19 protein-coding genes and 1 pseudogene are annotated in these 22,558 nt (G+C 62.6%); 10 read left to right on the top strand and 10 right to left on the bottom strand.

Features of this window, described 5'->3' with window-relative positions; genetic code table 11:
* Positions 1 to 400: 400 nt before the first annotated feature.
* Positions 401 to 1,846: an IS1182 family transposase gene (locus tag AB3X86_RS28560; RefSeq protein ID WP_368598605.1), complete on the bottom strand. Its 1,446-nt coding sequence runs from the start codon at positions 1,844 to 1,846 to the stop codon at positions 401 to 403.
* A gap of 220 nt (positions 1,847 to 2,066) precedes the next feature.
* Positions 2,067 to 2,984: a LysR substrate-binding domain-containing protein gene (locus AB3X86_RS28565; protein ID WP_368598606.1), complete on the bottom strand. Its 918-nt coding sequence runs from the start codon at positions 2,982 to 2,984 to the stop codon at positions 2,067 to 2,069.
* Between the two features lie 172 nt (positions 2,985 to 3,156).
* On the opposite strand from AB3X86_RS28565, the gene AB3X86_RS28570 reads away from it, so the two are divergent.
* The 4 genes and pseudogenes from AB3X86_RS28570 to AB3X86_RS28585 all read left to right on the top strand — a co-directional run bounded on the left by AB3X86_RS28570 (position 3,157) and on the right by AB3X86_RS28585 (position 5,345).
* Positions 3,157 to 3,912, top strand: coding sequence for an SDR family NAD(P)-dependent oxidoreductase (locus tag AB3X86_RS28570; protein ID WP_368598607.1), 756 nt, complete (start codon positions 3,157 to 3,159; stop codon positions 3,910 to 3,912).
* A 14-nt stretch (positions 3,913 to 3,926) separates the two neighbouring features.
* Positions 3,927 to 4,235 (top strand): putative quinol monooxygenase, encoded by a 309-nt coding sequence (locus AB3X86_RS28575; RefSeq protein ID WP_368598608.1) that lies wholly within the window; start codon positions 3,927 to 3,929, stop codon positions 4,233 to 4,235.
* Between the two features lie 429 nt (positions 4,236 to 4,664).
* A pseudogene (locus AB3X86_RS28580) lies at positions 4,665 to 5,101 on the top strand (class II aldolase/adducin family protein); the annotation flags it as partial.
* On the top strand, positions 5,019 to 5,345 hold the full coding sequence (locus AB3X86_RS28585) for a 4-oxalocrotonate tautomerase (RefSeq protein WP_368598609.1): 327 nt from the start codon (positions 5,019 to 5,021) through the stop codon (positions 5,343 to 5,345). The pseudogene AB3X86_RS28580 and the gene AB3X86_RS28585, both read left to right, overlap by 83 nt.
* A 166-nt stretch (positions 5,346 to 5,511) precedes the next feature.
* Here AB3X86_RS28585 and AB3X86_RS28590 read toward each other — a convergent pair whose 3' ends face one another.
* The 7 genes from AB3X86_RS28590 to garD all read right to left on the bottom strand — a co-directional run bounded on the left by AB3X86_RS28590 (position 5,512) and on the right by garD (position 13,946).
* The gene (locus AB3X86_RS28590; RefSeq protein WP_176105714.1) at positions 5,512 to 6,750 is read right to left on the bottom strand and encodes a porin; all 1,239 of its coding nucleotides are present in this window, start codon (positions 6,748 to 6,750) and stop codon (positions 5,512 to 5,514) included.
* Positions 6,751 to 6,828: 78 nt separating this feature from the next.
* Positions 6,829 to 8,181, bottom strand: a complete 1,353-nt coding sequence (locus AB3X86_RS28595; RefSeq protein ID WP_176105713.1) for a TRAP transporter large permease — start codon at positions 8,179 to 8,181, stop codon at positions 6,829 to 6,831.
* 13 nt (positions 8,182 to 8,194) lie between these two features.
* The gene (locus AB3X86_RS28600) at positions 8,195 to 8,704 is read right to left on the bottom strand and encodes a TRAP transporter small permease (protein WP_368598610.1); all 510 of its coding nucleotides are present in this window, start codon (positions 8,702 to 8,704) and stop codon (positions 8,195 to 8,197) included.
* 167 nt (positions 8,705 to 8,871) lie between these two features.
* Positions 8,872 to 9,864: a TRAP transporter substrate-binding protein gene (locus AB3X86_RS28605; RefSeq protein WP_176105711.1), complete on the bottom strand. Its 993-nt coding sequence runs from the start codon at positions 9,862 to 9,864 to the stop codon at positions 8,872 to 8,874.
* 611 nt (positions 9,865 to 10,475) lie between these two features.
* Positions 10,476 to 11,405 (bottom strand): SMP-30/gluconolactonase/LRE family protein, encoded by a 930-nt coding sequence (locus AB3X86_RS28610; RefSeq protein ID WP_368598611.1) that lies wholly within the window; start codon positions 11,403 to 11,405, stop codon positions 10,476 to 10,478.
* On the bottom strand, positions 11,405 to 12,256 hold the full coding sequence (locus tag AB3X86_RS28615; RefSeq protein ID WP_368598612.1) for an NAD-dependent epimerase/dehydratase family protein: 852 nt from the start codon (positions 12,254 to 12,256) through the stop codon (positions 11,405 to 11,407). The genes AB3X86_RS28610 and AB3X86_RS28615 overlap by 1 nt, the downstream gene beginning before the upstream one ends.
* 100 nt (positions 12,257 to 12,356) lie before the next feature.
* The gene (gene garD / locus AB3X86_RS28620; protein ID WP_368598613.1) at positions 12,357 to 13,946 is read right to left on the bottom strand and encodes a galactarate dehydratase; all 1,590 of its coding nucleotides are present in this window, start codon (positions 13,944 to 13,946) and stop codon (positions 12,357 to 12,359) included.
* 255 nt (positions 13,947 to 14,201) lie between these two features.
* On the opposite strand from garD, the gene kdgD reads away from it, so the two are divergent.
* The 3 genes from kdgD to AB3X86_RS28635 all read left to right on the top strand — a co-directional run bounded on the left by kdgD (position 14,202) and on the right by AB3X86_RS28635 (position 17,635).
* Positions 14,202 to 15,119 carry a 5-dehydro-4-deoxyglucarate dehydratase gene (gene kdgD / locus AB3X86_RS28625; RefSeq protein ID WP_368598614.1) on the top strand — a complete coding sequence of 306 codons (918 nt, stop codon included), beginning with the start codon at positions 14,202 to 14,204 and terminating at the stop codon, positions 15,117 to 15,119.
* Positions 15,120 to 15,308: 189 nt separating this feature from the next.
* Positions 15,309 to 16,667: an MFS transporter gene (locus AB3X86_RS28630; protein WP_368598615.1), complete on the top strand. Its 1,359-nt coding sequence runs from the start codon at positions 15,309 to 15,311 to the stop codon at positions 16,665 to 16,667.
* A gap of 224 nt (positions 16,668 to 16,891) precedes the next feature.
* Positions 16,892 to 17,635, top strand: coding sequence for a FadR/GntR family transcriptional regulator (locus tag AB3X86_RS28635; protein ID WP_176105705.1), 744 nt, complete (start codon positions 16,892 to 16,894; stop codon positions 17,633 to 17,635).
* Between the two features lie 144 nt (positions 17,636 to 17,779).
* Here the strand turns inward: AB3X86_RS28635 and AB3X86_RS28640 are convergent, their stop codons facing one another.
* Positions 17,780 to 19,363, bottom strand: coding sequence for an aldehyde dehydrogenase (NADP(+)) (locus tag AB3X86_RS28640; protein ID WP_368598616.1), 1,584 nt, complete (start codon positions 19,361 to 19,363; stop codon positions 17,780 to 17,782).
* A gap of 238 nt (positions 19,364 to 19,601) precedes the next feature.
* Here AB3X86_RS28640 and garL point away from each other — a divergent pair, with 238 nt between their 5' ends.
* From garL to AB3X86_RS28655, 3 genes are all read left to right on the top strand, one after another.
* Positions 19,602 to 20,402, top strand: a complete 801-nt coding sequence (gene garL, locus AB3X86_RS28645) for a 2-dehydro-3-deoxyglucarate aldolase (protein ID WP_368598617.1) — start codon at positions 19,602 to 19,604, stop codon at positions 20,400 to 20,402.
* A complete protein-coding gene (locus AB3X86_RS28650) occupies positions 20,399 to 21,328 on the top strand; it encodes a 2-hydroxy-3-oxopropionate reductase (protein ID WP_255215164.1) in 930 nt (309 codons plus the stop codon). The genes garL and AB3X86_RS28650 overlap by 4 nt, the downstream gene beginning before the upstream one ends.
* Positions 21,329 to 21,719: 391 nt before the next feature.
* Positions 21,720 to 22,553: an RNase A-like domain-containing protein gene (locus tag AB3X86_RS28655; protein WP_368598618.1), complete on the top strand. Its 834-nt coding sequence runs from the start codon at positions 21,720 to 21,722 to the stop codon at positions 22,551 to 22,553.
* Positions 22,554 to 22,558 lie beyond the last annotated feature (5 nt).

Genomic DNA, 22,558 nt, shown 5'->3' on the forward strand with positions numbered 1-22,558 from the left:
ACGAGTCTAGCAGCACTGACGGAGGAGAGCCGTGGTCTGCGGACGACTCTCTTCTCACCTTTGAAAGCATCATTACCGAGGAACTCCAGGTAAGCTGCCGCTCGGCAGCTCTTCGCCATTGTCGACATGTGCCCCGAACCGTCCAATGTCCCCAGTTGGCCGAACTGGATCTCACGCCGCTTTGACTTGGCCTGACGGACAGCAAACTATGCAAAGGGCATAGACCGACCCAGGGCGTGTGGAAACACACGCGGAACCGCAATACGACGCGTGGCTCCAACGCCGCCCCGGTGCGCTCGACTGTCGTCGGGGGCAATATGACAACGACGCGCCATTGAATTGAACGGCTCTGTGCGCTCGATCACGCACTTTCGGATCAGTTTTAGGACCTGCGCAGTGCTCACACGCCCGCTAACCGCATCGCTTTCATGGTCTTTTTGAATCCGAGGATTCGCAGCACCCGCATAAGGTTGTAGGCAAGTACGTTCAGGCTCATCTCGGTACCTACATTGGGCAGCCTTCGGGTCAGGAAGTGCGTGTAGCCCATCCAGTGCTTGAACGTCCCAAAGACATGTTCGACGGTCCGTCTGCGTATCGTCATTGCGTCCGGTGCCCTGTCGAGCCGACGCTGGACTGCTTCAAGAACCGGCTCATGTTCCCACCGACTTATTCGTCGCTGGACGCTCGGCGTGCACTGTGACTTTATTTCGCATTGCGAGCAGGCACTGCTCCAGTACCGGCGCATTTGCAAACCGTTTTCCTCGCTGGTGTAGCGGTAAATCGCGCGTTCACCAGCGGGACACTGGTATTCGTCGTCTCGAGCAATGTAGATGAAGTCTGCTCTGTCAAATCGGCCATGAGCCTTTGCGCTGGAAGTTGTGGGTTTTGGGAGCATGACTGCAATGCCGAAATCCGCGCATTCCTTGATCTGAGGTGCGCTGTAGTAGCCACGATCGGCGACCGCCCGCAGTCTGGGTCTGCCCATCGCATCGCGCGCGGCTTTCGCAATAGGGCTGAGCTGAGCCCGGTCACTACCAGAGTTTGTGACCTCGTGAGCAACGATGAGGTGGTGTTTGGCGTCAACTGCCACCTGTACGTTGTAGCCAACCATTCCCGAGCCTTTGCCGCTCGTCGCCATGGAACGCGCGTCTGGATCGGTCATCGAGAGTTGCCCGTCAGGCTCTGTCTTGAGCTGCTCCTTGATCTGGTCGAGCTTGTGCATCTGCTCGCGCAAGCGCGCGATCTTGTCCTGCAAGCGGGCCGTCTTTGCTTCCAGTTCAATGGGTTGCGTACGATCGGCGGTCTCCAGCGCGTTCAGATACCGCTGGATGCTCTCCTCGATCTGCTTCTGCCGCTTGTCAACCTTGCCCTCGGTGAAGTTGCGATCGCGAGTGTTGACCGCCTTGAACTTGCTGCCGTCGATCGCAACCAGCGCTTGCGAGAACAGTTTCAGCTCACGACACAGAACGACGAAGCGGCGACAGACGTTACGAATGCCAGTGCCGTTATCACGACGGAAATCGGCTATGGTCTTGAAGTCCGGCGACAGGCGGCCGGTGAGCCACATCAATTCAACATTACGCTGACATTCACGTTCCAGGCGCCGGCTCGATTGAATCCGGTTCAGGTAGCCGTAGATATAGATCTTCAACAGCACGGCCGGATGATAGGACGGGCGCCCTGTAGTCGACGGCGTCGCGCCGTCGAAGCCTAGTGATTCAAGGTCAAGCTCTTCAACGAACGCCTCAATGATCCTCACCGGATTGTCCTCAGCGACGAAGTCATCGAGGCATTCTGGCAGCAGCGTCACCTGCTTGCGATCTTCACCTTCTATGAATCGCTTCATCCGGTCACCTATGCTGGACGAGTTAATCCAGTCTAGGCGATCAATGCGTTTTCACACACCCTCGACCCGGAGGCGCCCTTCATTTCGCGCACGGTTATGGCCGTAGTTCGACGGAAAGGGGACACTGCCGCTGCTCGCGATGATGCCGTGCGTGCCGCGCATGGTGGGGCGTGGTGGTCCGATCCGTTTTGCCGCATACCGCCTGGCGAGTTCGGAGGCGTCACGCACCCGACACGCTGCGAAACTGAATCTCCAGTTTTTCTTTGACGAATTCGATCAACATCCGGATGGCTGGCGCCGTGCCGCGCCGGCTCGGGTATATCGCGTAGTACTTCGCCGGCTGCGAAGACCACGCGCGCATGACCTCGACCAACCGTCCCTGCGCGATCGACGTCGCGCAAATGTTGAGCGGAAGCTGAGCGTAGCCGAGTCCGGCCAAGGCCGCCTCGCGCAGCGCCACGAAATTCTCGGCGATGAAGACCGGGTCGACCGCGTGCTCGACGGGATCGCCTGCTGGCGAGACGAAGCGCCAGTTGCGCGGCGCCTGCGGCGTGCCGTACGCGAGAGAAGGCAACGCCACGAGAGCCGCGAGGTCGGCCGGATCGCCGCAACGCGCGATCGATTCCGGGCTGGCGACCAGCACGTTCGGCGCAAGCCCGATCTCGCGCGCAACCACGTCTTCCGATTCGAGCGGCCCGCTCGCCGCGCGGAACGCGAGGTCGATCCGCTCGGCGATGAGGTCGACGTATCGGTTCGTCAGCGTCAGATGGATTCGCACCTTCGGATACCGCTTGGCGAACTCCGCCAGAAAGCCGCCGAGGATTGTTTCCCCCATCAGCAACGACGCGTTGACCCGCAACACGCCTGACGGCTCCGTCTGCGCGTCGTCCACGGCGAGCCGCACGTTCTCGGCTTCGGCAACCATGTTGCGGGCGTGGCGGTACACGGTCTCGCCTAGCGGCGTGAGATCGAAGCTGTGCGTGTCCCGATGGACCAGGCGCGCGCCCAGCCGCGCTTCGAGCGCGGCGATGCGGCGCGACAGCCGCGACTTGGCAATGCCCGTCGCGCGCTCGGCTGCGCTGAAGCCGCGCGCCTCGACCACACGCACGAACAGATATAGGTCGTTCAGATTGTCCATCGGCGCACGATGCCGGCCGGCGGGGACGCAGTCAATCGGGCCCTGCCCACGGTGTTGACCGAATTGCGACACCGCATTCCGCTTTTCAGTCTATGAAGCGGCTCAGGCGATTTCTATATTCCGGTTCGGCAACGTCCACAACGCATCGTCAACTGCTACAGGAATCATCCCCATGTCGACACCCTTGCAAGACAAAGTCGCAATCGTCACCGGCGCCACGTCCGGCATCGGCCGCGCGGCCGCCCTGCTGTTCGCCAGCCAGGGAATGAAAGTCGTCGCGTCCGGCACCCGAGAAAGCACGGGCGCCATGCTCGTGGCCGAGATCGCGGCCGCTGGCGGCGACACCATCTTCGTCCCCGCAAACGTGTCGGACGCCACCCAAGTCGAACGGCTCGTTAAGCGCGCCGAAGAGGCCTACGGCGGCGTCGACTACGCATTCAACAACGCCGGCGTCGAAGGCGAATTCGGCCCGCTCGACGAACTGAGCGAAACCGCGTGGGACTGGGTCATGGACGTCAACCTGAAAGGCGTCTGGCTGGCCATGAAGTATCAATTGCCGGCGCTCAGGCGCCGCGGCGGCGGTGCGATCGTGAACACGTCGACGAACCTCGTCGCGCTGGGCCTTCCCGCCACGGGCATCTATACCGCCAGCAAGGCAGCCGTCGACGCGCTGACACGCGTCGCGGCAATGGAAGCTGGCCCGCAGGGCATTCGCGTCAACGCCGTGAATCCGGGCAACGTGGAAACGCCGATGACCAAGCGCCTGTTCGACGAATCGACCGTAACCGGCATCCGCGCGGCCAATCCGCTGCGCAAGATCGCCTCGGCCGACGACGTCGCGCAAGCCGCCCTGTGGCTGCTGTCGCCGGCCTCGGGCCACGTCACCGGCCAGACGCTGAACATCGACGGCGGCTTGACGCTGATCTGACTAGGAGACCGATTGTGATTGCCGTGCTCGTCACGTTTCGCATCAAGCCGGAGTGCGTCGATGCGTTCAAGGAGGAATTGCTGAAGGTCGCCGTGCCTGTCGTCGCTGAAGCCGAATGCCTGACGCTCGACTACGCGCAGGATGCGGAAGACCCGGCGCGTTTCATGCTCTACGAAGTCTGGCCGAGCCGCGAGTACTTCGAGACCAAGCAACTGGCGAAGCCTTACTACCGGCCCTACCTCGAAGCCACGCAGCCGATGTGGGCCGAGCCTCGCCGGTTCAAGTACTTCACCCTGTTCTCGACGTATCCGACAAGAACATAGTGAGTGATGTACGCTCGCAAGGTCAGAGTTCGGATGCATTCTGTCAGCTGGACCATCGGTATTATTGATTACATCGAGTCGGTCTTGCTTGTGCGCGTGTGGTGAGCGTCTCGCTTCGGCTCAGGAACGGCCATTCGCAAATTTTGTTCGAACGTCGCCATCTGGCCGACTTTTGCCGATCGCCCCTCGTCGATACCTGCGGCGCAGCCAAGGGCGACACGCAAACCCATTGCCGACGCTGGTCAGGCACGAGACGTAAGTCCGCTTTCCTGACGACCGCCATTCCAGTCGCGGGTCGAGCCGGAACGCCGTACAGGTCACTGCGAATTCCACGGAAAGCGCGGAAGTTGCACGGTGAAGCTCGTTCCACTCTCCGAGGATTCCGCGCCAATAGTGGCCCTTATGCGCGCGTATGATGGCGCGGCATATGTGATGCATCTGCATAACACCGCGGGCATGGCCGTGTCCGCGCAGCCGGAAGGATTGCTGCCGGCTTCGCAGCACGCGCTGCGCTTTTACGGCCAGCTTGCATATCACGACTACGAAGGCCTCGCGTTCACGCCGGCCGAAGGCGAGCGCCTCGTCGCGCATCTCGCCGATCACCCGGCGATGCTGTTGCGCAATCACGGCACGCTGACGCTCGGACGCACGGTTGCCGAAGCTTATGTGCTGATGGCGACGCTGCTGAAAGCCTGTGAAATCCAGATTCAGGCGCAAGCTGCGGCGCGCCGCTGATCATGCCGAGCGACGCGGTCGCCGCGCGCACGGCGGAGCAGCTCTACGATGGCGGCGCGATCGAAGGCGCGTTCGAATGGCCTGCGCTGCTGCGCAAGCTCGATCGACTCGATCGCGGCTATCGCTCCTGAACGCCCGAGCCGGTGCGCTTCATTCCAGTCCCAACTCTCAACCCCACGGAGCAACGTCATGCCCACGTTTCATATCGAACTCTTCGAAGGCCGTACGCTGGAACAGAAACGCCAGTTCGTCGAAGCGATTACGAAAGCCACCTGCGAATCGCTCGGCGTCGAGCCGAATTCGGTCGACATTATCCTGACCGACGTGAAGCGCGAAAACTGGGCGACGGGTGGGCGTTTGTGGTCGGAGGCCTGATCGACCCGGAAAAGCGCTGGCGAGACCAGCGCTTCCATGCATAAAAACGAGGCATCGAAAAAAAAAGCTGCGCACGTGAGATGCGCAGCTTTCGAGGCTTACAACGCGAAAAAAATCGCGTCGATGTGGCGGCAAAACAACGCGCCGCCGCGTGTTCAGTAACTGTTTAGAACTTGTGGATGATACCAACGCCGACAGCGACCTGGCTGCGCGACGATGCCGGCGCGCTGTTCTGACCGTCACCAATGCTTGCTTGTGCGTTGATGATGGTCTTGCCGTCGCCTGCCAGCGTCTTGCCGTTAGCACGCTGATAGGCTTCCAGCGCGTACAGACCGGTGCGCTTGGACAGGGTGTAGTACTGCGACAGGTTGAACTGGTTGTAGCTGGCCGTGTCCGAAATGCCGTTCGACGACGTTGCACGGGTGTAGCTATAACCAGCGGCCAGGTCCAGCACCGAGATCGGCTTCCAGTGCAGCACTGCGCCACCCGTGTTCCAGATTTGGGTGCCGTGGAACAACGAGCCCGAACCCGCAGCGTATTGAACGTTCGAGTATGCGAACGAAACGTCCAACGCCGAGGTGAACGCGTAGCCGCCCGTCACTGCGACGCGCTGCTGCTTCGCTGCGGTCTGGAAGCCGTTGTTGATTGCCGAGACCGCCGGCTGTGCGCCGTTGTTCGACATCGCCGAATTCCAGTTCGTGCTGGCTGCGGCCGTGGCGGTGGCGGGGGTGAAGATGCCCGCATTGTCGATGCGCTGGATACCTGCTGCGATGCCGACCGGGCCGTTCAGGTACTGTGCTGCCACGCTCCAAACCTGGCCAGCGGCGAAGCTGCCTGCGTTGCCGCCCAGCGAGTACGAACCGCTGACCGTGAGGCCGCCAAAGCTCGGCGACGTATAGACCAGCGAGTTGTTCGAGCGGTACAGCGTATCCAGCGAGTCGATATCACCCGGGTGCGCGCCGTAAAAACCGGTCAGCCACGTGGTCGGGCTATACGGCGACAGCAGCGTGTAGTACGAGGTGTACTGGCGGCCGGCCGTCAGCGTACCGAACTGGCCGTTCGTCATACCCACCCATGCTTGGCGGTTGAATGCCAGACCCGACACGCCTTGCGCGCCGGTTGCGCTGTTAAAGCCTTGTTCCAACTGGAAAATTGCCTTCGTGCCGCCGCCCAGATCTTCTGAGCCCTTCAGGCCGAAACGGCTACCAGCCCAGACGCCGTTGATCATTTGGACTTTCGAAGCACCACCGGGCGAGGGCTTCGACGATCCCAGTGCGCTCAACGACGTCGAGCTGTTCTGCCAGCCCAAGCCAGCATCGACAATACCGTAGAGCGTCACGCTGCTTTGAGCATGTGCACCAAGCGCGACCAACGCCACTGCCGAAGCCACGAGAGTCTTTTTCATTTCTACTCCTCTGTTAAAAACTTTTTGAAGCAGCGCTATGCAAGCGCCGCAGAGTGTGGGTAAGACGTTTTATTTGAATCAGAACACCGGATGACCGTTGATGACGCTCGGCAACCACGTCGAGAACCACGGTACGTAAGTGACAATATTGATGGCCGAGAAGATAGCGAGGTAATACGGCCACGCCACCTTAGTAGTTTCCCCTATCGACACATTGCCAATTGCGCAACCAATGAACTGCACCGAGCCAATCGGCGGATGCACGAGACCCAAGGCGCAGTTCAGCAGGATCATGATGCCGAACTGAACCGGGCCCACGCCGTTGTGCATCGCCATCGGCAGGAACAGCGGGGTCGTGATCAGGATGTGCGCCGCCATGTCGACGAACGTACCGAGGAACACCTGAATCACGTTGATGTACAACAACATCAGCCACGGCAGCGAGGTCGCGCCGTCGAGCATGCGTTCGATCGCGTCCGGGATCTCCAGATAGGCCATCTGGAAGCGCAGCATGTTCGACACACCGATCAGCAGCAGCACCACTCCGGTCGTTTTCGCGGCCTTGCCGAGCGCATGGCCGAGCTTCTTCAGCGTCAGCGTGCGATACACGACGATGGTCAAAATCAGCGAATAACCCACGGCGATCGCGGCCGCCTCTGTCGCAGTGGCGATACCGCGCGCCACGCAGAACAGAATGATCGCGATGACCATCAGACCCGGCACCGCGCCGATGAACGTACGCAGCACCGCCATCCAGCCCGGGAAACGCTGCAGTTGGGTCGAACCGTCGGGACGGCGTGGATAGCCGAACTTGACGGCCTGCCAGTAAGCGGCGATCAGCACGAGGCCCATCACCCACAGCACCGGCAACAGACCCGAGAACAGCAGATCGCCGATCGACACGCCGCTCATCTGCTTGCCGTTCAGCACGCCGCTTACGCCTTGCGCCGCGAACGCGTAGATGATCATGTTGGTCGACGTCGGCATCAGCGCGCCGGCGAGGGACGAGTGCGTGGTCACGTTGACCGCGTAGGCGGCGCTATAGCCTTCGCGCTTCATCAGCGGGATCACCACGCCGCCCATTGCCGACGTATCCGCGGTCGGCGAACCCGACACGCCGCCGAACAGCGTACAGGCGACCACGTTGGCCATGCCGAGGCCGCCGCGGAAATGGCCGACCGTGGCCTGCGCGAAGCGCAGGATGCGGTCGGCGATGCCGCCGTGGAGCATCAGCTCGCCGGAGAAGATGAAGAACGGCACCGCGAGGAACGAGAAACCGTTCATGCCGGAGATCATCGACTGCATCGCGGTCGCGGTCGGCAGACCTTCGAACAGATACGTCAGGACGCAGGACAGGCCTAGCGCGAATGAAACCGGAACCCCTAGAAAGAGGAAAACCAGAAAACTGACGGTAAGGAGGGCAAGTTCCATGATGGCTCTACTTTTATTCCGTGGCGGAGAGTTCGAGCGCTGGCTCTTCCCGTTTCCCGGCAAAGAGCTCGAGCAGATGCTCGATCGAGAACAACGCGATACACACGCTCGCGAAGATCGGGATGCAGTAGCGCACGCCTTCCGGCACGCCGATGATCGGAATGCGGTCGCCCATCGTGGTTTCCGCCATCTCGAAGCAACCGACGAAAACGGCCACCGCGAAAGCAATCAGGCAGAGGTGCTGAATCCCTTTCGCGATCACCTGGCCCTTCTCGGGCAATGTCTTGACGAGCGAGTCGAGTCCGATGTGACCGCCCTCGCGAACCTTCAATGCGGCGCCGAACATCGCGATCAGGATCACCAGCAACAATGCGATGGGCTCAACGTAATCGGGTGCGTCGCTAAACACGTAGCGCATCACCACGCTATAAATCACGAGCAGGCAAAGTGCGGCGAGGCTGACCGACGCCACGACCAGCAGCACGCGAAAAAGAAAATCATTTGGGCGTTTCAGGAAACTCATTACCCTGTCCTTGCTTACGTCCGACCTGTGCTTGAAATTCAGCCGTCCCGAGGCGATCCGCGCGCGCGAAACTGCGCGGCGGAATGGCTCGCGAGTTTCCTCGCGGACCATTCACGCCGCTGCTGCGACAAACGTTGCTATTGCTGATTGCGCCCGGAACGCGAGACTTACTTGATTGCCTGGATCTCGTCGACGATCTGCTTCATCTGCGGGGTCTTTTCGTACTTCGTCCACACAGGCTGCATCACCTTCACGAAAGCCGCACGGTCGATCTGCGAAGCCGCGACCACCGTTGCGCCGCCCTTCGTGACGGTCTTCTGCGCGTCGGCTTCACGCGCGGTCCACAGCTTCTGGTAGTACGGCACCGAGTCAGCCGCGGCCTTCTTGATGATCTGCTGCTCTTGCGGCGACAGGGTGTCCCACACCTTCTTCGAGAACACCAGCACTTCGGGGGTCATCGAATGCTGGGTTTCCGAGTAGACCTGAGCGACTTCGAAGTGCTTGGTTTCTTCGTACGACGGGATGTTGTTTTCGGCGCCGTCGACGAGGCCGGTTTTCAGGCCCGTATAGACTTCCGAGAACGGCATCGGCGTCGGCGTGCCGCCCATTGCCTTGATTTCGTCGACCATCAGGTCCGACGGCTGCACGCGAACCTTCAGGCCCTTCATGTCTGCCGGCGACTTGATCGCCTTCTTCGCGTACATCGAGCGTGCGCCGCTCTCGTAGAACGTCAGCGCGATCATGCCCTTCGCGGTGAACGCGTCGAGGATCTTTTGGCCTTCCGGACCGTACATGACCTTGCGGAAATGATCGACGTCGCGGAACAGGAACGGCAGCGACGGGATCATCGATTCCGGCACGATTTCGTTGAACGCAGCACCGTTCGCGCGCGTCATGTCGAGCGCACCGATACGAACCTGGTCGATCGTGTCGTTTTCCGAGCCGAGCGCGCTGTTGCCGAACACCTTCACGGAGTCCTTGCCGTCGGTCGCCTTGCTGATCTGCTCGCCCATGTACTTCACGGCCATGTTGGTCGGGAAGGTGTCGCCGTGCACATCGGCAACGCGGAACACGCGTGCTTCAGCCGACATCGTGCTGAACGCCAACGCCGCAGCTGCGACGATCATCGAAACACGGGAAGAGGCAAACTTCTTGTTCATCGTGACATTCCTTGAAAAATGGACCATCCCAGCGACAGCGGATGTGACATGGTTTTGACGCGTCTAGGGCTTCGCGCCCGCCGCCTTCGCAGGTGCGGGCGCTGGCCGTACTGGCTGTGCAACTTCCCCGGCACAGTTGACCCAGCACTCCAATCGACAACTCGACTACTTATTTCAATCACGCCGGCCGGCTTCCGACATGCATGCGGCATCGACCAAAGCCGCGCAACTGACCTGAAAACCTACTGAATTGCACTTGTCACACAAACACAGAAAGCCGTTTGTTTGGACTTATATGTTGTACGACGACATACGAAGTCTATAAAAGGGGTTTTAACTTGTACAGACGGTATTTACCCGCATCGAGAAAAGCGCCGGCATGTATGACCGGCATCGCACGCCGCCAAGCCCCGCGCCGTGTGGCGCCGAGTGAGAGCGAATTGGCATGGCTCTCCGGAATTGTTGTACTTTTGTCGAACAAAGATGCGCGAACATGTCTTCCCGCCCAATGTTGTATGACGAGTGACGAATAAAGGGCCACACGAACGACGGCGAAAATGAAAACGCCGGGAGAAAAACTTCTTCCCGGCGCATGTCTCATGTAAGAAAGATTACAGTTGGCCCGCAAATTCGGGCTCCGGCAGCCCGCTCACGCCTGGCCGCAGCGCGAACACATGGCCGTCGTGCTCGCTCGCGCCGTTGGCCGGGCGAATCGACGTGACGAACAAGGTATCGAGATCGCGGCCGCCGAACGCGCACATCGCAGGCTTGATGGCCGGCACCGGAATCTGCCGGTCGAGCTTGCCCTGCGGCGTGAAACGCAGCAGCAGGCCGGCGTCGTTCGCGCAAATCCAGTAGCAGCCGTCCGCATCGACGGCCGCGCCGTCCGGACGGCCCGAATAGTGATGCAGATCGGCGAACACGCGGCGGTTGCGCGGCTCGCCGGTGTCGACGTCGTAGTCGAACGCCCAGATCAGCCGGCGCAGCGGATGCGAGTCCGACAGATACATCGTCGTGCCGTCCGGCGACCAGCCGAGGCCGTTCTGCGTGATCAGCGAATCGACGACCGGCGCCGACAGCACGCCCTTCTCATCGAAGCGGTACAGCGCGCCGCCCGGGATCGCCGCCGCCATGTCCATCACCATGGTGCCGGCCCAGAAGCGCCCTTGCCTATCGCAACGGCCGTCGTTGAAACGCATGCCGCCATGCGGGAATTCAGGCGCCGCGAGCTTGCGCAGCGACGCTGTCAGCGGCTCGCCGCCCCGCGCATTCGACGCGTCGGCGAGCGCGACCGCGAACAAGCCGGTCTCGCAGCCGGCGAGCACGGTGCCAGCGTGATCGAACGCGATACAGGCAACCTGCTCCGGCAGTAGCCATTCGGTGCGCTTGCCAGTTTCGAGCGAGCCGCGCACGATTTTCTTCGCCGGAATATCGACCCAGTACAACGCCTGCTCGGCCGCGCGCCAGACCGGACTTTCACCGGTGGCCGCAGGCAACGGACCGGCGGCTTCGAAGCGTTCCACTTGCGGATTCGCGCTCATTATTTAGGCTCCCGCTTCGGCTCCATCGGACCGGCGAGCACGAACGGGCCGCCCTGGTACAGCTGGGTCGGGTCGTCGAAGCGCGTGTCGGGGGCGCTCGGCGGGAACAGGTGTTCGAACTGCGCCGAGCTGTCTTGCGGACGGTAGCCGAGGAACGCTGCGTTCGTGTTGTCGACCCACGCGGTGCGGTTGTTCGACACGCCGTAGACGATCGCGTGGCCGACGCGGTTCGTGAACAGCGAGCAGCGCACGAGCTCGATGAAATCGCGGTAGCTCAGATACGTGACGAGCATGCGCGCGGTCTTCGGCTGCTCGAACGACGAGCCGATCCGCAGACACACGGTTTCGAGGCCGAAGCGGTCGAAGTAGTAGCGCGACAGCGATTCGCCGAAGCACTTCGACACGCCATACATGCCGTCAGGACGCAGCGGCGCGTCGGTGCCGAGCACCGACGTCACCGGATGGAAACCCACCGCGTGATTCGAGCTCGCGTAGACGATGCGCTTCACGCCGTGCTTTTGCGCCGACGAGTACACGTTGTACAGGCCGCGGATATTCGCTTCGAGGATGTCTTCGAACGGCGCTTCGACGGAAATGCCGCCGAGATGCACCACCGCGTCCACGCCTTCGAGCAGCGCGTGCACGGCCGCTGCATCGGCGAGATCGACGACGGCGGCTTCCTCGTGCGCGGCGACTTCGCCGAGCGGCGCGATATCGGATACGCGCACGATGTCGGCCCACTGCGCGAGCGCGGGACGCAGTTGCTTGCCGAGGTTGCCCGCGGCGCCAGTGAGCAGCAGACGGCGGAAGGGTTTCTTTGCCGCGGAGCGGTCAACGTTCAAATCGGTCATGTCTCTTTGCTGTTGTGATTGCGATCGGGTCTTCTGAACGGAAAAGCGAGCGCCGGTTGGACCGGCGCTCGCCTGAGATTGGATGGTGCGGGTCGCCTGATCAGGTCACCGGCGCCGGGTTGAAGAGGGTCAACGCATTGTGCAGCCCGAGCTTCTCCGCGCAGGTTTCCTTGCGGCCGCTCGCGACATCGAGCATCAGGCGGAACAGCTCCCAGCCCACCTCCTCGATGCTGGACTGACCGGTCGCGATCGTGCCGGCGTTGATGTCCATCAGATCATGCCAGCGACGCGCGAGGTCCGAACGCGTCGCCACCTTGATGACCGGCACTTCGGCGAGGCTGTACGGCGTGCCGCGGCCGGTCGTGAACACGTGCAGCGTGATGCCCGAAGCGACCTGCAGCGTGCCGCAGATGAAGTCGCTGGCCGGCGTCGCCGCGTAGATCAGGCCCTTCTGATTGACCTTCTCACCGGGCGACAGCACGCCGGAGATCGCCGAGTTGCCCGACTTGATGATCGAGCCCATCGCCTTTTCGACAATGTTCGACAGGCCGCCCTTCTTGTTGCCGGGCGTCGTGTTCGCACTGCGGTCCGCGCCGCCGCGCTTCAGGTAATCGTCGTACCACTGCATCTCGCGGATGATCGCCGCCGCGACGTCCGCGTTGGCCGCGCGCGCGGTCAGCTGATCGACGCCGTCGCGCACTTCGGTGACTTCCGAGAACATCACGGTCGCCCCGGCGCGCACCAGCAGGTCGGTCGCGAAGCCGACGGCCGGGTTCGCGGTCAGGCCCGAGAACGCGTCGCTGCCGCCGCACTGCACGCCGATCACCAGATCCGACGCCGGACAGGTTTCGCGACGACGGTTGTTCAGGCGCTTCAGATGCCCTTCGGCCATCCTCATGATCGACGTGATCATCGACTGGAAGCCGACGTGCGATTCGTCCTGCAGCACCACGACGTCGCCGTTCTGGTCCAGCGCGACATCGCCGATGTCGGCGACGTCGTCGACCACCGCTGCCGCGGCGATCGGGATCGTACCCGGCGGCATCAGACGCTCCGGCTGCAGCTTCTCGCAGCCGAGGCTCACCATCATCACTTCGCCGCCGAAGTTCGGGTTCAGCGCGATGTTGCGCACGGTGCGGATCGGCACCATCGCGTCGGGCGCGTCGATCGCGACGCCGCAGCCGTAGGTGTGGCCGAGGCTCACGACATCGTCGACATTCGGATATTTCGGCAGCAGCTCGGCCTTGATGCGCGTGACCGCGTGTTGCACGACGTCGGCGACGCACTGCACCGTGGTCGTGATCGCGAGGATGTTGCGCGTGCCCACCGAGCCGTCCGAGTTACGGTAGCCCTCGAACGTGTAGCCTTCGAGCGGCGGCATGTCCGGCGCCCTGGTCGTGGCGATCGGCAGGTCTTCGAGTCCGGGCGGGCTCGGCATGCGGATCACGTGCTCGTTGATCCAGCTGCCCTTCGGCAGCGGCTTCAGCGCATAACCGATCACGACGTTGTAGCGGATGACCTCGTCGCCTTCGGCGAAATCGGCCAGCGCGACCTTGTGGCCCTGCGGCACACGCTCGCGCAGCCTGAGCCCATCGGCAAATACCGCGCCCTCACCCAAACCGCCGTCGTTGACGACGATCGCGACATTGTCATTGGGATGAACGCGGATGTAGAGCGGAGTTTGTTCCATTGATAAATCCTTGAGGCGTGACAGGCCTGCTTCTCCAGCAATCATACGTCATCCTACAACGCTAGAGTTTGGTCGGATGTTCCGTATTTACCCTATAGACAGCATTATGCCGTGAAAACCCCGTTGAGTTACGGGATTCGTTGTTGTACGATGACGTATAAGAAATCTGTTTTCCAAGATTTTCTACTAGTACGACGTCTGTCGTACTAGTTGGATCCTACTAACGACCCCATCCGACGCCGGGATATTTAGATCATGACGACACCGCAGGAACTCAAGCAGATCGTTTCGGAAGGCCTCCTGTCCTTCCCCGTCACCGACTTCGACGCTAACGGCGACTTCCGCGCCAACACCTACGCAGAGCGCCTCGAATGGCTCGCTCCGTACGGCGCTTCGGCGCTGTTCGTCGCCGGCGGCACGGGCGAATTCTTCTCGCTGACGCAAGACGACTACACGCAAGTCGTCAAGACCGCGGTCGAAGTCTGCAAGGGCAAGGTACCGATCCTCGCCGGCGCAGGCGGCCCGACCCGCGTGGCGATCGCCTACGCGAAGGAAGCGCAGCGCCTCGGCGCGCACGGCATCCTGCTGATGCCGCACTACCTGACCGAAGCAAGCCAGGACGGTATCGCCGCGCACGCCGAAGAGGTCTGCCAGGCCGTTCCGGGCATGGGCGTGATCATTTACAACCGCGCGAACTCGAAGCTCAACGCCGACATGCTCGAGCGTCTGGCCGACCGTTGCCCGAACCTGATCGGCTTCAAGGACGGCGTGGGCGAGATCGAAAACATGGTGACGATCCGCCGCCGCCTCGGCGAGCGCTTCTCGTACCTCGGCGGCCTGCCGACTGCGGAAGTCTACGCTGCCGCTTACAAGGCGCTGGGCGTGCCGGTGTACTCGTCGGCGGTGTTCAACTTCATCCCGAAGACGGCGATGGAGTTCTACCGCGCGATCGCCGCTGACGACCACGCAACGACCGGCAGGCTGATCGACGAATTCTTCCTGCCGTACCTGAAGATCCGCAACCGCCGCGCAGGCTATGCGGTAAGCATCGTCAAGGCTGGCGCGAAGCTGGTCGGCCACGACGCAGGTCCGGTGCGCGCACCGCTGACCGACCTGACGCCGGAAGAACTGGAACAGCTCGACGCGCTGATCAAGAAGCTCGGACCGCAGTAACGCACCGGCGTCGGGCTTCGAGCGAAGAAGCTCGCGAGCCTCATCGACGAGGGCTGCATAGACGGCCCCGTTGCGAACGCCCGGCACGGCAACGTTGCCGGGCGTTCGTGCATTTGCGCGACAGGCAGGTGGTCTGCGGACCGCCTGGCTTGGAGACCACACCTCGCCCAACAATACAGGAGATGACCCATGGACTTGAGCCGCACGGCCAGTTCCACCGACGCCGCCCCTAGCGCGGCACGCACCAAGGTCCGCTACGGGATTCTGGCGCTGATCTTCGTGATCACCACCCTCAACTATGCCGACCGCGCGACGCTGTCCGTCACGGGTTCCGCGATGCGCACCGCGTTCAGCCTCGACGCGATCCGCATGGGCTATATATTTTCCGCATTCAGCTGGGCCTACGTGCTGTCGCAACTGCCGGCCGGCTGGCTGCTCGACCGTTTCGGCGCGCGCCGCGTGTACGCGGCGAGCATCTTCTCGTGGTCGCTGTTCACGCTGCTGCAAAGCTCGGTCGGCCTGCTCGGCAGCGCCGGTGCGGCGATCACCGCGCTGTTCGTGCTGCGCTTCGTGATGGGCGCGGCGGAGTCGCCGGCGTTTCCGGCGAACGCGAAGGTCGTTGCGAGCTGGTTCCCGACCAACGAGCGCGGCACCGCGTCGGCGATCTTCAACGCCGCGCAATACTTCGCGGCGGTCGTGTTCACGCCGCTGATGGCGTGGCTCACGCATGCGTTCGGCTGGGAGACGGTCTACGTCGTGATGGGAGTGGTCGGGCTGCTGCTCGCGCTGACCTGGCTGAAGGTCATGAAGAATCCCGCCGATCACCCGGGCGTGTCGCGCGCCGAGCTCGAGTACATCGAGCAAGGCGGCGGCCTCGTCAGCGGCGCGCGCAAGACGCGTCCGGACGACGTGTCGAAGACCGGCGGCTGGACGCTCCTGCGTCAGTTGCTCGGTAACCGCATGCTGCTCGGCGTCTATCTCGCGCAGTACTGCATCAACGTGCTGACCTACTTCTTCCTGACGTGGTTTCCGATCTACCTCGTGCAGGCGCGTGGCATGACGATCCTGAAAGCGGGCCTCGTGGCCTCGCTGCCGGCGATCTGCGGCTTTCTCGGCGGCGTGCTCGGCGGCGTGCTGTCGGACGGGTTGATCCGCCGCGGCTGGTCGCTGACCGTCGCGCGCAAGGTGCCGATCGTCGGCGGCATGCTGCTGTCGACCTGCATCATCGGCTGCAACTACGTGTCGACCGACTGGATCGTCGTCGCGCTGATGTCGCTCGCGTTCTTTGGCAAGGGCATCGGCGCGCTCGGCTGGGCCGTCGTCGCCGATACGGCGCCGAAGGAAGCGCTCGGTCTGTCCGGCGCGATCTTCAATATGTTCGGCAACATCGCCGGCATCGTGACGCCGATCGTGATCGGTTATCTGGTCGCGCGTTCGGGCTCGTTCAATGGCGCGCTGGTGTTCGTCGGCGCGAACGCCCTGATGACGGTGATCAGCTATCTGGTGATCGTCAAGGACATCCGGCGAGTCGAGTTGCGCTCGGCGTGAGCCCGTTATAGGCTCCGTTATCGTTCCGGTTATCGTACTTCCGGGCGGCGGACGCCCGGCGCCTCGCGCGAGCCATGCGCACCGAGGCGCCAAACATTGGGCATCCGCCGGTATACGTGACAATCGCGCCGAATTCGATCCGGCGCTTATATAATCAGTCGTCAGACGACGATATAATAAAAATGCAGGATTCCCCGCGATTTTTCAAACAAGGAGCGTTTTCGATGGCTACACCACTAGCATCCGCGGCACCGCCACGACGCGCTCGCAATCTTGCCGAGTTCGTCGTCAATTACGTCACCGAGCAGATCGCGGCCAACGTGCTGAAGCCGGGCGACAAACTCCCGACCGAATCGCAGCTGATGAACACGCTCAGCGTGAGCCGCACGGTGATCCGCGAGGCGATCTCCCGCCTGCAGGCAGGCAAAATCATCGAGACGCGGCACGGTATCGGCAGCTTCGTGCTCGAACCGCAGCGCGAAAAACTCGGCATCGACATGGTGCCCGCCACCACGCTGCGCGACGTGCTGTCCATTCTGGAACTGCGCATCAGCCTCGAAACCGAATGCGCCGGTCTTGCCGCGCAACGCGCGAAGCCGGACGACCTCGCGCACATGCGTACCGCGCTCGACGCGATCGAAGCCACGCGTCACAACGGACTCGACAGCGTGGAGGCCGACCTGCAGTTCCACATCTCGGTCGCGCGCGCAACCGGCAACCGCTATTTCGTCGACATCCTGTCGCAGATGGGCAGCGCACTGATTCCGCGCAACCGGCTCGACTCGGCCGGCATCGCGCGCGCCGATCCTGATGCATATCTGTCGCTCGTGAACCTCGAGCATGAAAGCATCCTCGAGGCGATCAGCCGGCACGACGCTGAAGGCGCGCGCGCGGCGATGCGCATGCATCTGTCGAATAGCCGCGAACGGCTGCGTCGCGCGAATGAAGCGAACGACGCGAACAGCTGATTTTCACGAAGCACGCGGGCGAAAAAAAAACGGCCGGGAAAATTCCCGGCCATTTTTTTGTGATTGCAACTGCCCTTCCCTTCCATGCGCGCCCACGAACATATTGGCACCAGGCGCGCATCCGTTCAGGACGGCGTCACACGATTAACCGCGCGTGAGTTCGCCATCGCGACGACGCCACAGTTCCAGCGGGTTGCCGTCGGCCAGCGTTTGCGGCAGCAGCTCGGCCGGGAAGTCCTGGTAGCAGACCGGGCGCAGGAAGCGGTCGATCGAGGTGGTGCCGACCGAGGTCGCGCGGCTGTCCGACGTTGCCGGGAACGGGCCGCCGTGGACCATCGCGTGACACACTTCGACGCCGGTCGGGAAACCGTTGACCAGAATGCGGCCGGCCTTGCGCTCGAGAATCGGCACCAGCTTCTTCGCAGCCGCCACGTCGGCGCTGTCCATCTGCAGCGTCGCGGTTAGTTGGCCGGCGAAGTGCTCGGCGACCTTCAGCATTTCCTGCTCGTCCTTGCAGCGGATGATCGTAGACACCGGGCCGAACACTTCGTCTTCGAGCGCCGGGTTCGCGAGGAACGTCTGCGCGTCGGTCACGAACAGCGCCGCGCAAGCCTGGGTCGGGCCAGTAGCGGCGACGCCGCGTGCCACGACTTCGACACCCCTGGTTGCAGCCAGCTTGCCTTCGCCGTCTTGATACGCGGCGTGGATGCCCGAAGTCAGCATGGTCTGCGCCGGCTTGGCGGCGAGCGCCTCCGATGCCGTCGCGACGAAGCCCTTCAGCGCGTCGCTGTCGATCGCGATTGCGAGACCCGGGTTCGTGCAGAACTGGCCCGCGCCGAGCACGAGCGAGTCGACGAAACCGCGCGCGATGCTGTCGCCGCGTGCCGTCAGAGCGTTCGGCAGCAAAAACACCGGGTTGATGCTGCTCATTTCGGCGTAGACGGGGATCGGCTCCGGACGTGCCGCCGCGACGCGCATCAGCGACGTGCCGCCCGCGCGCGAACCGGTGAAGCCGACCGCCTTGATGGCCGGATGCGCAACCAGCGCCTCGCCGACCGAGTTACCCGCGCCGACGATCATCGAGAACACGCCTTCGGGCAGATCCATTTCCTGCGCGACGCGCTGGATCACACGACCGACCAGCTCCGAGGTGCCGAGGTGCGCGCGATGCGCCTTCACGACGACCGGGCAGCCGGCAGCGAGCGCCGCGGCGGTGTCGCCACCCGCCACCGAGAACGCGAGCGGGAAGTTGCTCGCGCCGAACACGGCGACCGGGCCGAGCGCGATCTTTTGCATGCGCAGATCCGAGCGCGGCAACGGCTTGCGTTCCGGCAGCGGCGAATCGAGCGTGGCGTTGAGCCACTGGCCCGCACGCACGGTTTGCGCGAACAGCTTCAGCTGGCCGGTGGTGCGGCCGCGTTCGCCGTCCAGACGCGCCTTGGGCAGGCCCGATTCCGCCATCGCGCGTTCGATCAGCTCGTCGCCGAGCCCGGTGATGCCGTCCGCGATACGATCCAGAAACTCGGCGCGCACTGCGAGCGGCAGTTGACGGTAGGCGTCGAACGCCTGCTGCGCGAGCGCGCAGGCCTGCTCGACGTTCTCGACCGTGCCGCTGCCGAACACCGGCTCGGCAATCTCGGAACCCGTGGCAGGATTGAACGCGCGCAGCGGTTTTTCTTCGCCGCGCACTGCTTTGCGACCGATCAGCATTTCACCGGTGATGGGCATTTTGGCTTTCCTTGAATGAAGGCTTCGGATATAGGTCATCCTACAACATTGCGGGGACTCCACGCAACCCGAAACGCTTGTCGGACAGGCTCATTCGGGTTTACACGACCGTTACAACCAAGGAGCTCAGTGCTAATCTGGCACGGTCATACGACGACTTATAACCTCGCATTCTGCGTGGTTTATCGCGGTCGTCGAAGCCTTGTTCCCGGTCCATCGTAGTTCGAGGAGACACCGCATGCCCGCCGTCACGCCTTACGAATCCTTGCCCAACCGCTTCCGGCGCGCGGTACGCGAGGGAAAAATCCAGATCGGCTGTTGGGCATCGCTTGCCAGCCCGATCGCCACTGAACTGCTGGGCACGGTCGGCTTCGACTGGATGCTGCTGGACGCCGAACACGCGCCCAACGACGTGCTCACGCTGATCCCCCAGTTGATGGCGCTCAAGGACAGCGGCAGCGCGCCGGTCGTCCGACCACCGGCTAACGACAGCGTCGTGATCAAACGATTCCTCGACAGCGGCTTCTCGAACTTTCTCGTGCCGTTCGTCGACAGTGCTGACGACGCGGCCCGCGCGGTCGCGGCAACGCGCTATCCGCCGCAGGGCATCCGCGGCGTGTCGGTCGGCCATCGCGGCAACCGCTATGGCACCGTGCCCGACTACTTTGCGCTCGCCAACGACAATATCTGCGTGATCCCGCAGATCGAAAGCCGCAAGGCAGTCGAGGCGATCGACAGCATTCTCGCGGTGGACGGCATCGACGCGGTCTTCATCGGTCCGTCCGACCTCGCGGCATCGTATGGCCACCTCGGCAACGCGAGCCATCCGGACGTGCAGCAGGCGATCGCGCATGTGTTCGAGCGCGCGCGGGCGGCAGGCAAGTCGAGCGGCATTCTCGCGCCGGTGCAAGCCGACGCGGAACGTTATCTGTCGATGGGCGCGCGCGTCGTCGCCGTCTGCGCGGATCTCGGGCTGCTCAAGGGCGCCGCTCAAGCGGCGCAGAAACACTTCATGCAGAAACCGGCGGGCGAAGCTTGAACGCGGCCGCCACGATATCTTCGGAGCATTCCATGAAAAAAGCAGGCTTTATCGGACTCGGCATCATGGGCAAGCCCATGGCCGCCAACCTTCTGAAAAACGGCGTGTCGCTGGCAGCGTTCACGCGTAGCGGCGTGCCCGCGGAACTGACGCAGGCCGGCGCCGTCGCATGCGACAACCCCGCCGCGGTCGCAGCCAACGCGGACGTGATCTTCGTCATGGTGCCGGACACGCCGGACGTCGAACGCGTGCTGTTCGGCGAGAACGGCCTCGCGAGCGCGCTGCGCGCCGGCCAGACCGTCGTCGACATGAGCTCGATCTCGCCGATGGCGACCCGCGAGTTCGCGGCGCGCGTGCGCGAAACCGGCGCCGACTATCTTGACGCGCCGGTCTCGGGCGGCGAAGTCGGCGCGAAGGCCGGCTCGCTGACCATCATGGTCGGCGGCGAACAGGCCACGTTCGACAGCGTGAAGCCCATGTTCGACATGATGGGCAAGAACGTCACGCTGATCGGCGCGGTGGGCGCGGGCCAGGTGTGCAAGGTGGCCAACCAGGTGATCGTCGCGGCGACCATCGAAGCGGTCGGCGAAGCGCTGCTGCTCGCGTCGAAGGCGGGTGTCGATCCGGCGCGCGTGCGTGAGGCGCTGATGGGCGGCTTTGCGTCGTCGCGCATTCTCGAAGTGCACGGCGAGCGCATGACCAGGCGCACGTTCGATCCGGGCTTTCGCATCGAGCTGCACCAGAAGGATCTGAACCTCGCGCTGTCGACCGCGCAGGCGCTCGGCGTGTCGCTGCCGAACACCGCCACCTGCCAGGCGCTGTTCAATGCGTGCGTCGCGCACGGCGGCAAGGCGTGGGACCACTCGGCGATGGTGCGCGCGCTCGAAGTGCTCGCGAATCATGAGATTGGGCAGAAGACTGCGTGATTTGATGTAGGTTCGAAATCGTTGCAATCGGGTTGTCCGTCGGTGTTCATGTGACCGATGGACGGCTCGATTGCATTTTGCATTTCTGGGGGCGTGCGTAGTTCGCACGTGATGCCCTTTCCCTCTTCCGGGCCGTAGGGCTCTTTCGCCGCGTGACGCGACACGTTCGTATCATGTTTGGCGATGGCGACTCCCCGCCCCGTGTCTCCTCGGATTGCCGTCTGCTCCGGTGCGTTAAGCCGCGTGGCTAGTGCATGACCACGAGCGATATGCAGTCAATGACTCGCAGCTCATCGGATTAATGGGACACAAGAATCATCCATCGCCCATTTCCTGTCCCTTTGGTCGACTGCTACGTTGGCGGCCTCGAACAATCACAGAGGAAAACCAAATGTCGCGCGAACAAGATGGAGACGGCGTGCGTGTCGTGCTGAGTGCGCCGCAACTGGCGGCGGTGCTGACCCGCCAATCGATCAGCCACAGCGAAATGCTTTCCAACCGGTTATGGGGCGGATTGCAACTTGTCGGCGGTTTGCTGGAAATGGTCGGGGCCGGCGCGCTGTGTGTGATGCCTGAACCGACCATGGCGAGCAAGGCTGGATGCGTTGTGTTCGGCGTACATGGCTCGGATACGGCGGCCGCTGGCTTGCGTCAGATCTGGACGGCGCGAGATACGGCGACGCTAACCCAACAGGGCACGACAAAACTCGCGGAAGCGATGAAGGCCAGTCCCGATATGGCGAACAATATCGGTCTGTGGCTCGATATGGTCGTGCCGTTTGGCTTTGCTAGTTCGATCAAGGCTATACGGGCTTCGCGTATCGCGATGGGCCGGATCAGTCTGGACATGCACGAAGCGAAAGCAGGGAGCGGGATTGGCGGACACACGCTCTTGAAGCATGTCGGACGGACCGAAGCGCAGTTGCGAGAACGACTCAACCGCGAGCCGCGTCGAGAGAAGGTTTCGTCGTTCACAAACCTTGAACGGGCCGAATCGGCCATCTCAGAAGTCATGCGCGCCAATGCGACCATCATTCGGGAATGGGCGCAGTATTCGGGCAGAGGCGGGCCTCTCGCTCTGACGCGGCGCGTGGCGGGTAACGTCGGCTATGGCATAACGAGGGAGACAGGAAAACTGACGCCCATGAATGAGGTTGTAGTCGTTCTGAAATATCAAACCTACAACGGAATGCCATACTATATCGTTACTGCTTACATTAAATAGAGAAA

Origin of the sequence: Paraburkholderia sp. BR14374 (assembly GCF_040948685.1) — a bacterium.
Lineage (GTDB): Bacteria > Pseudomonadota > Gammaproteobacteria > Burkholderiales > Burkholderiaceae > Paraburkholderia > Paraburkholderia youngii.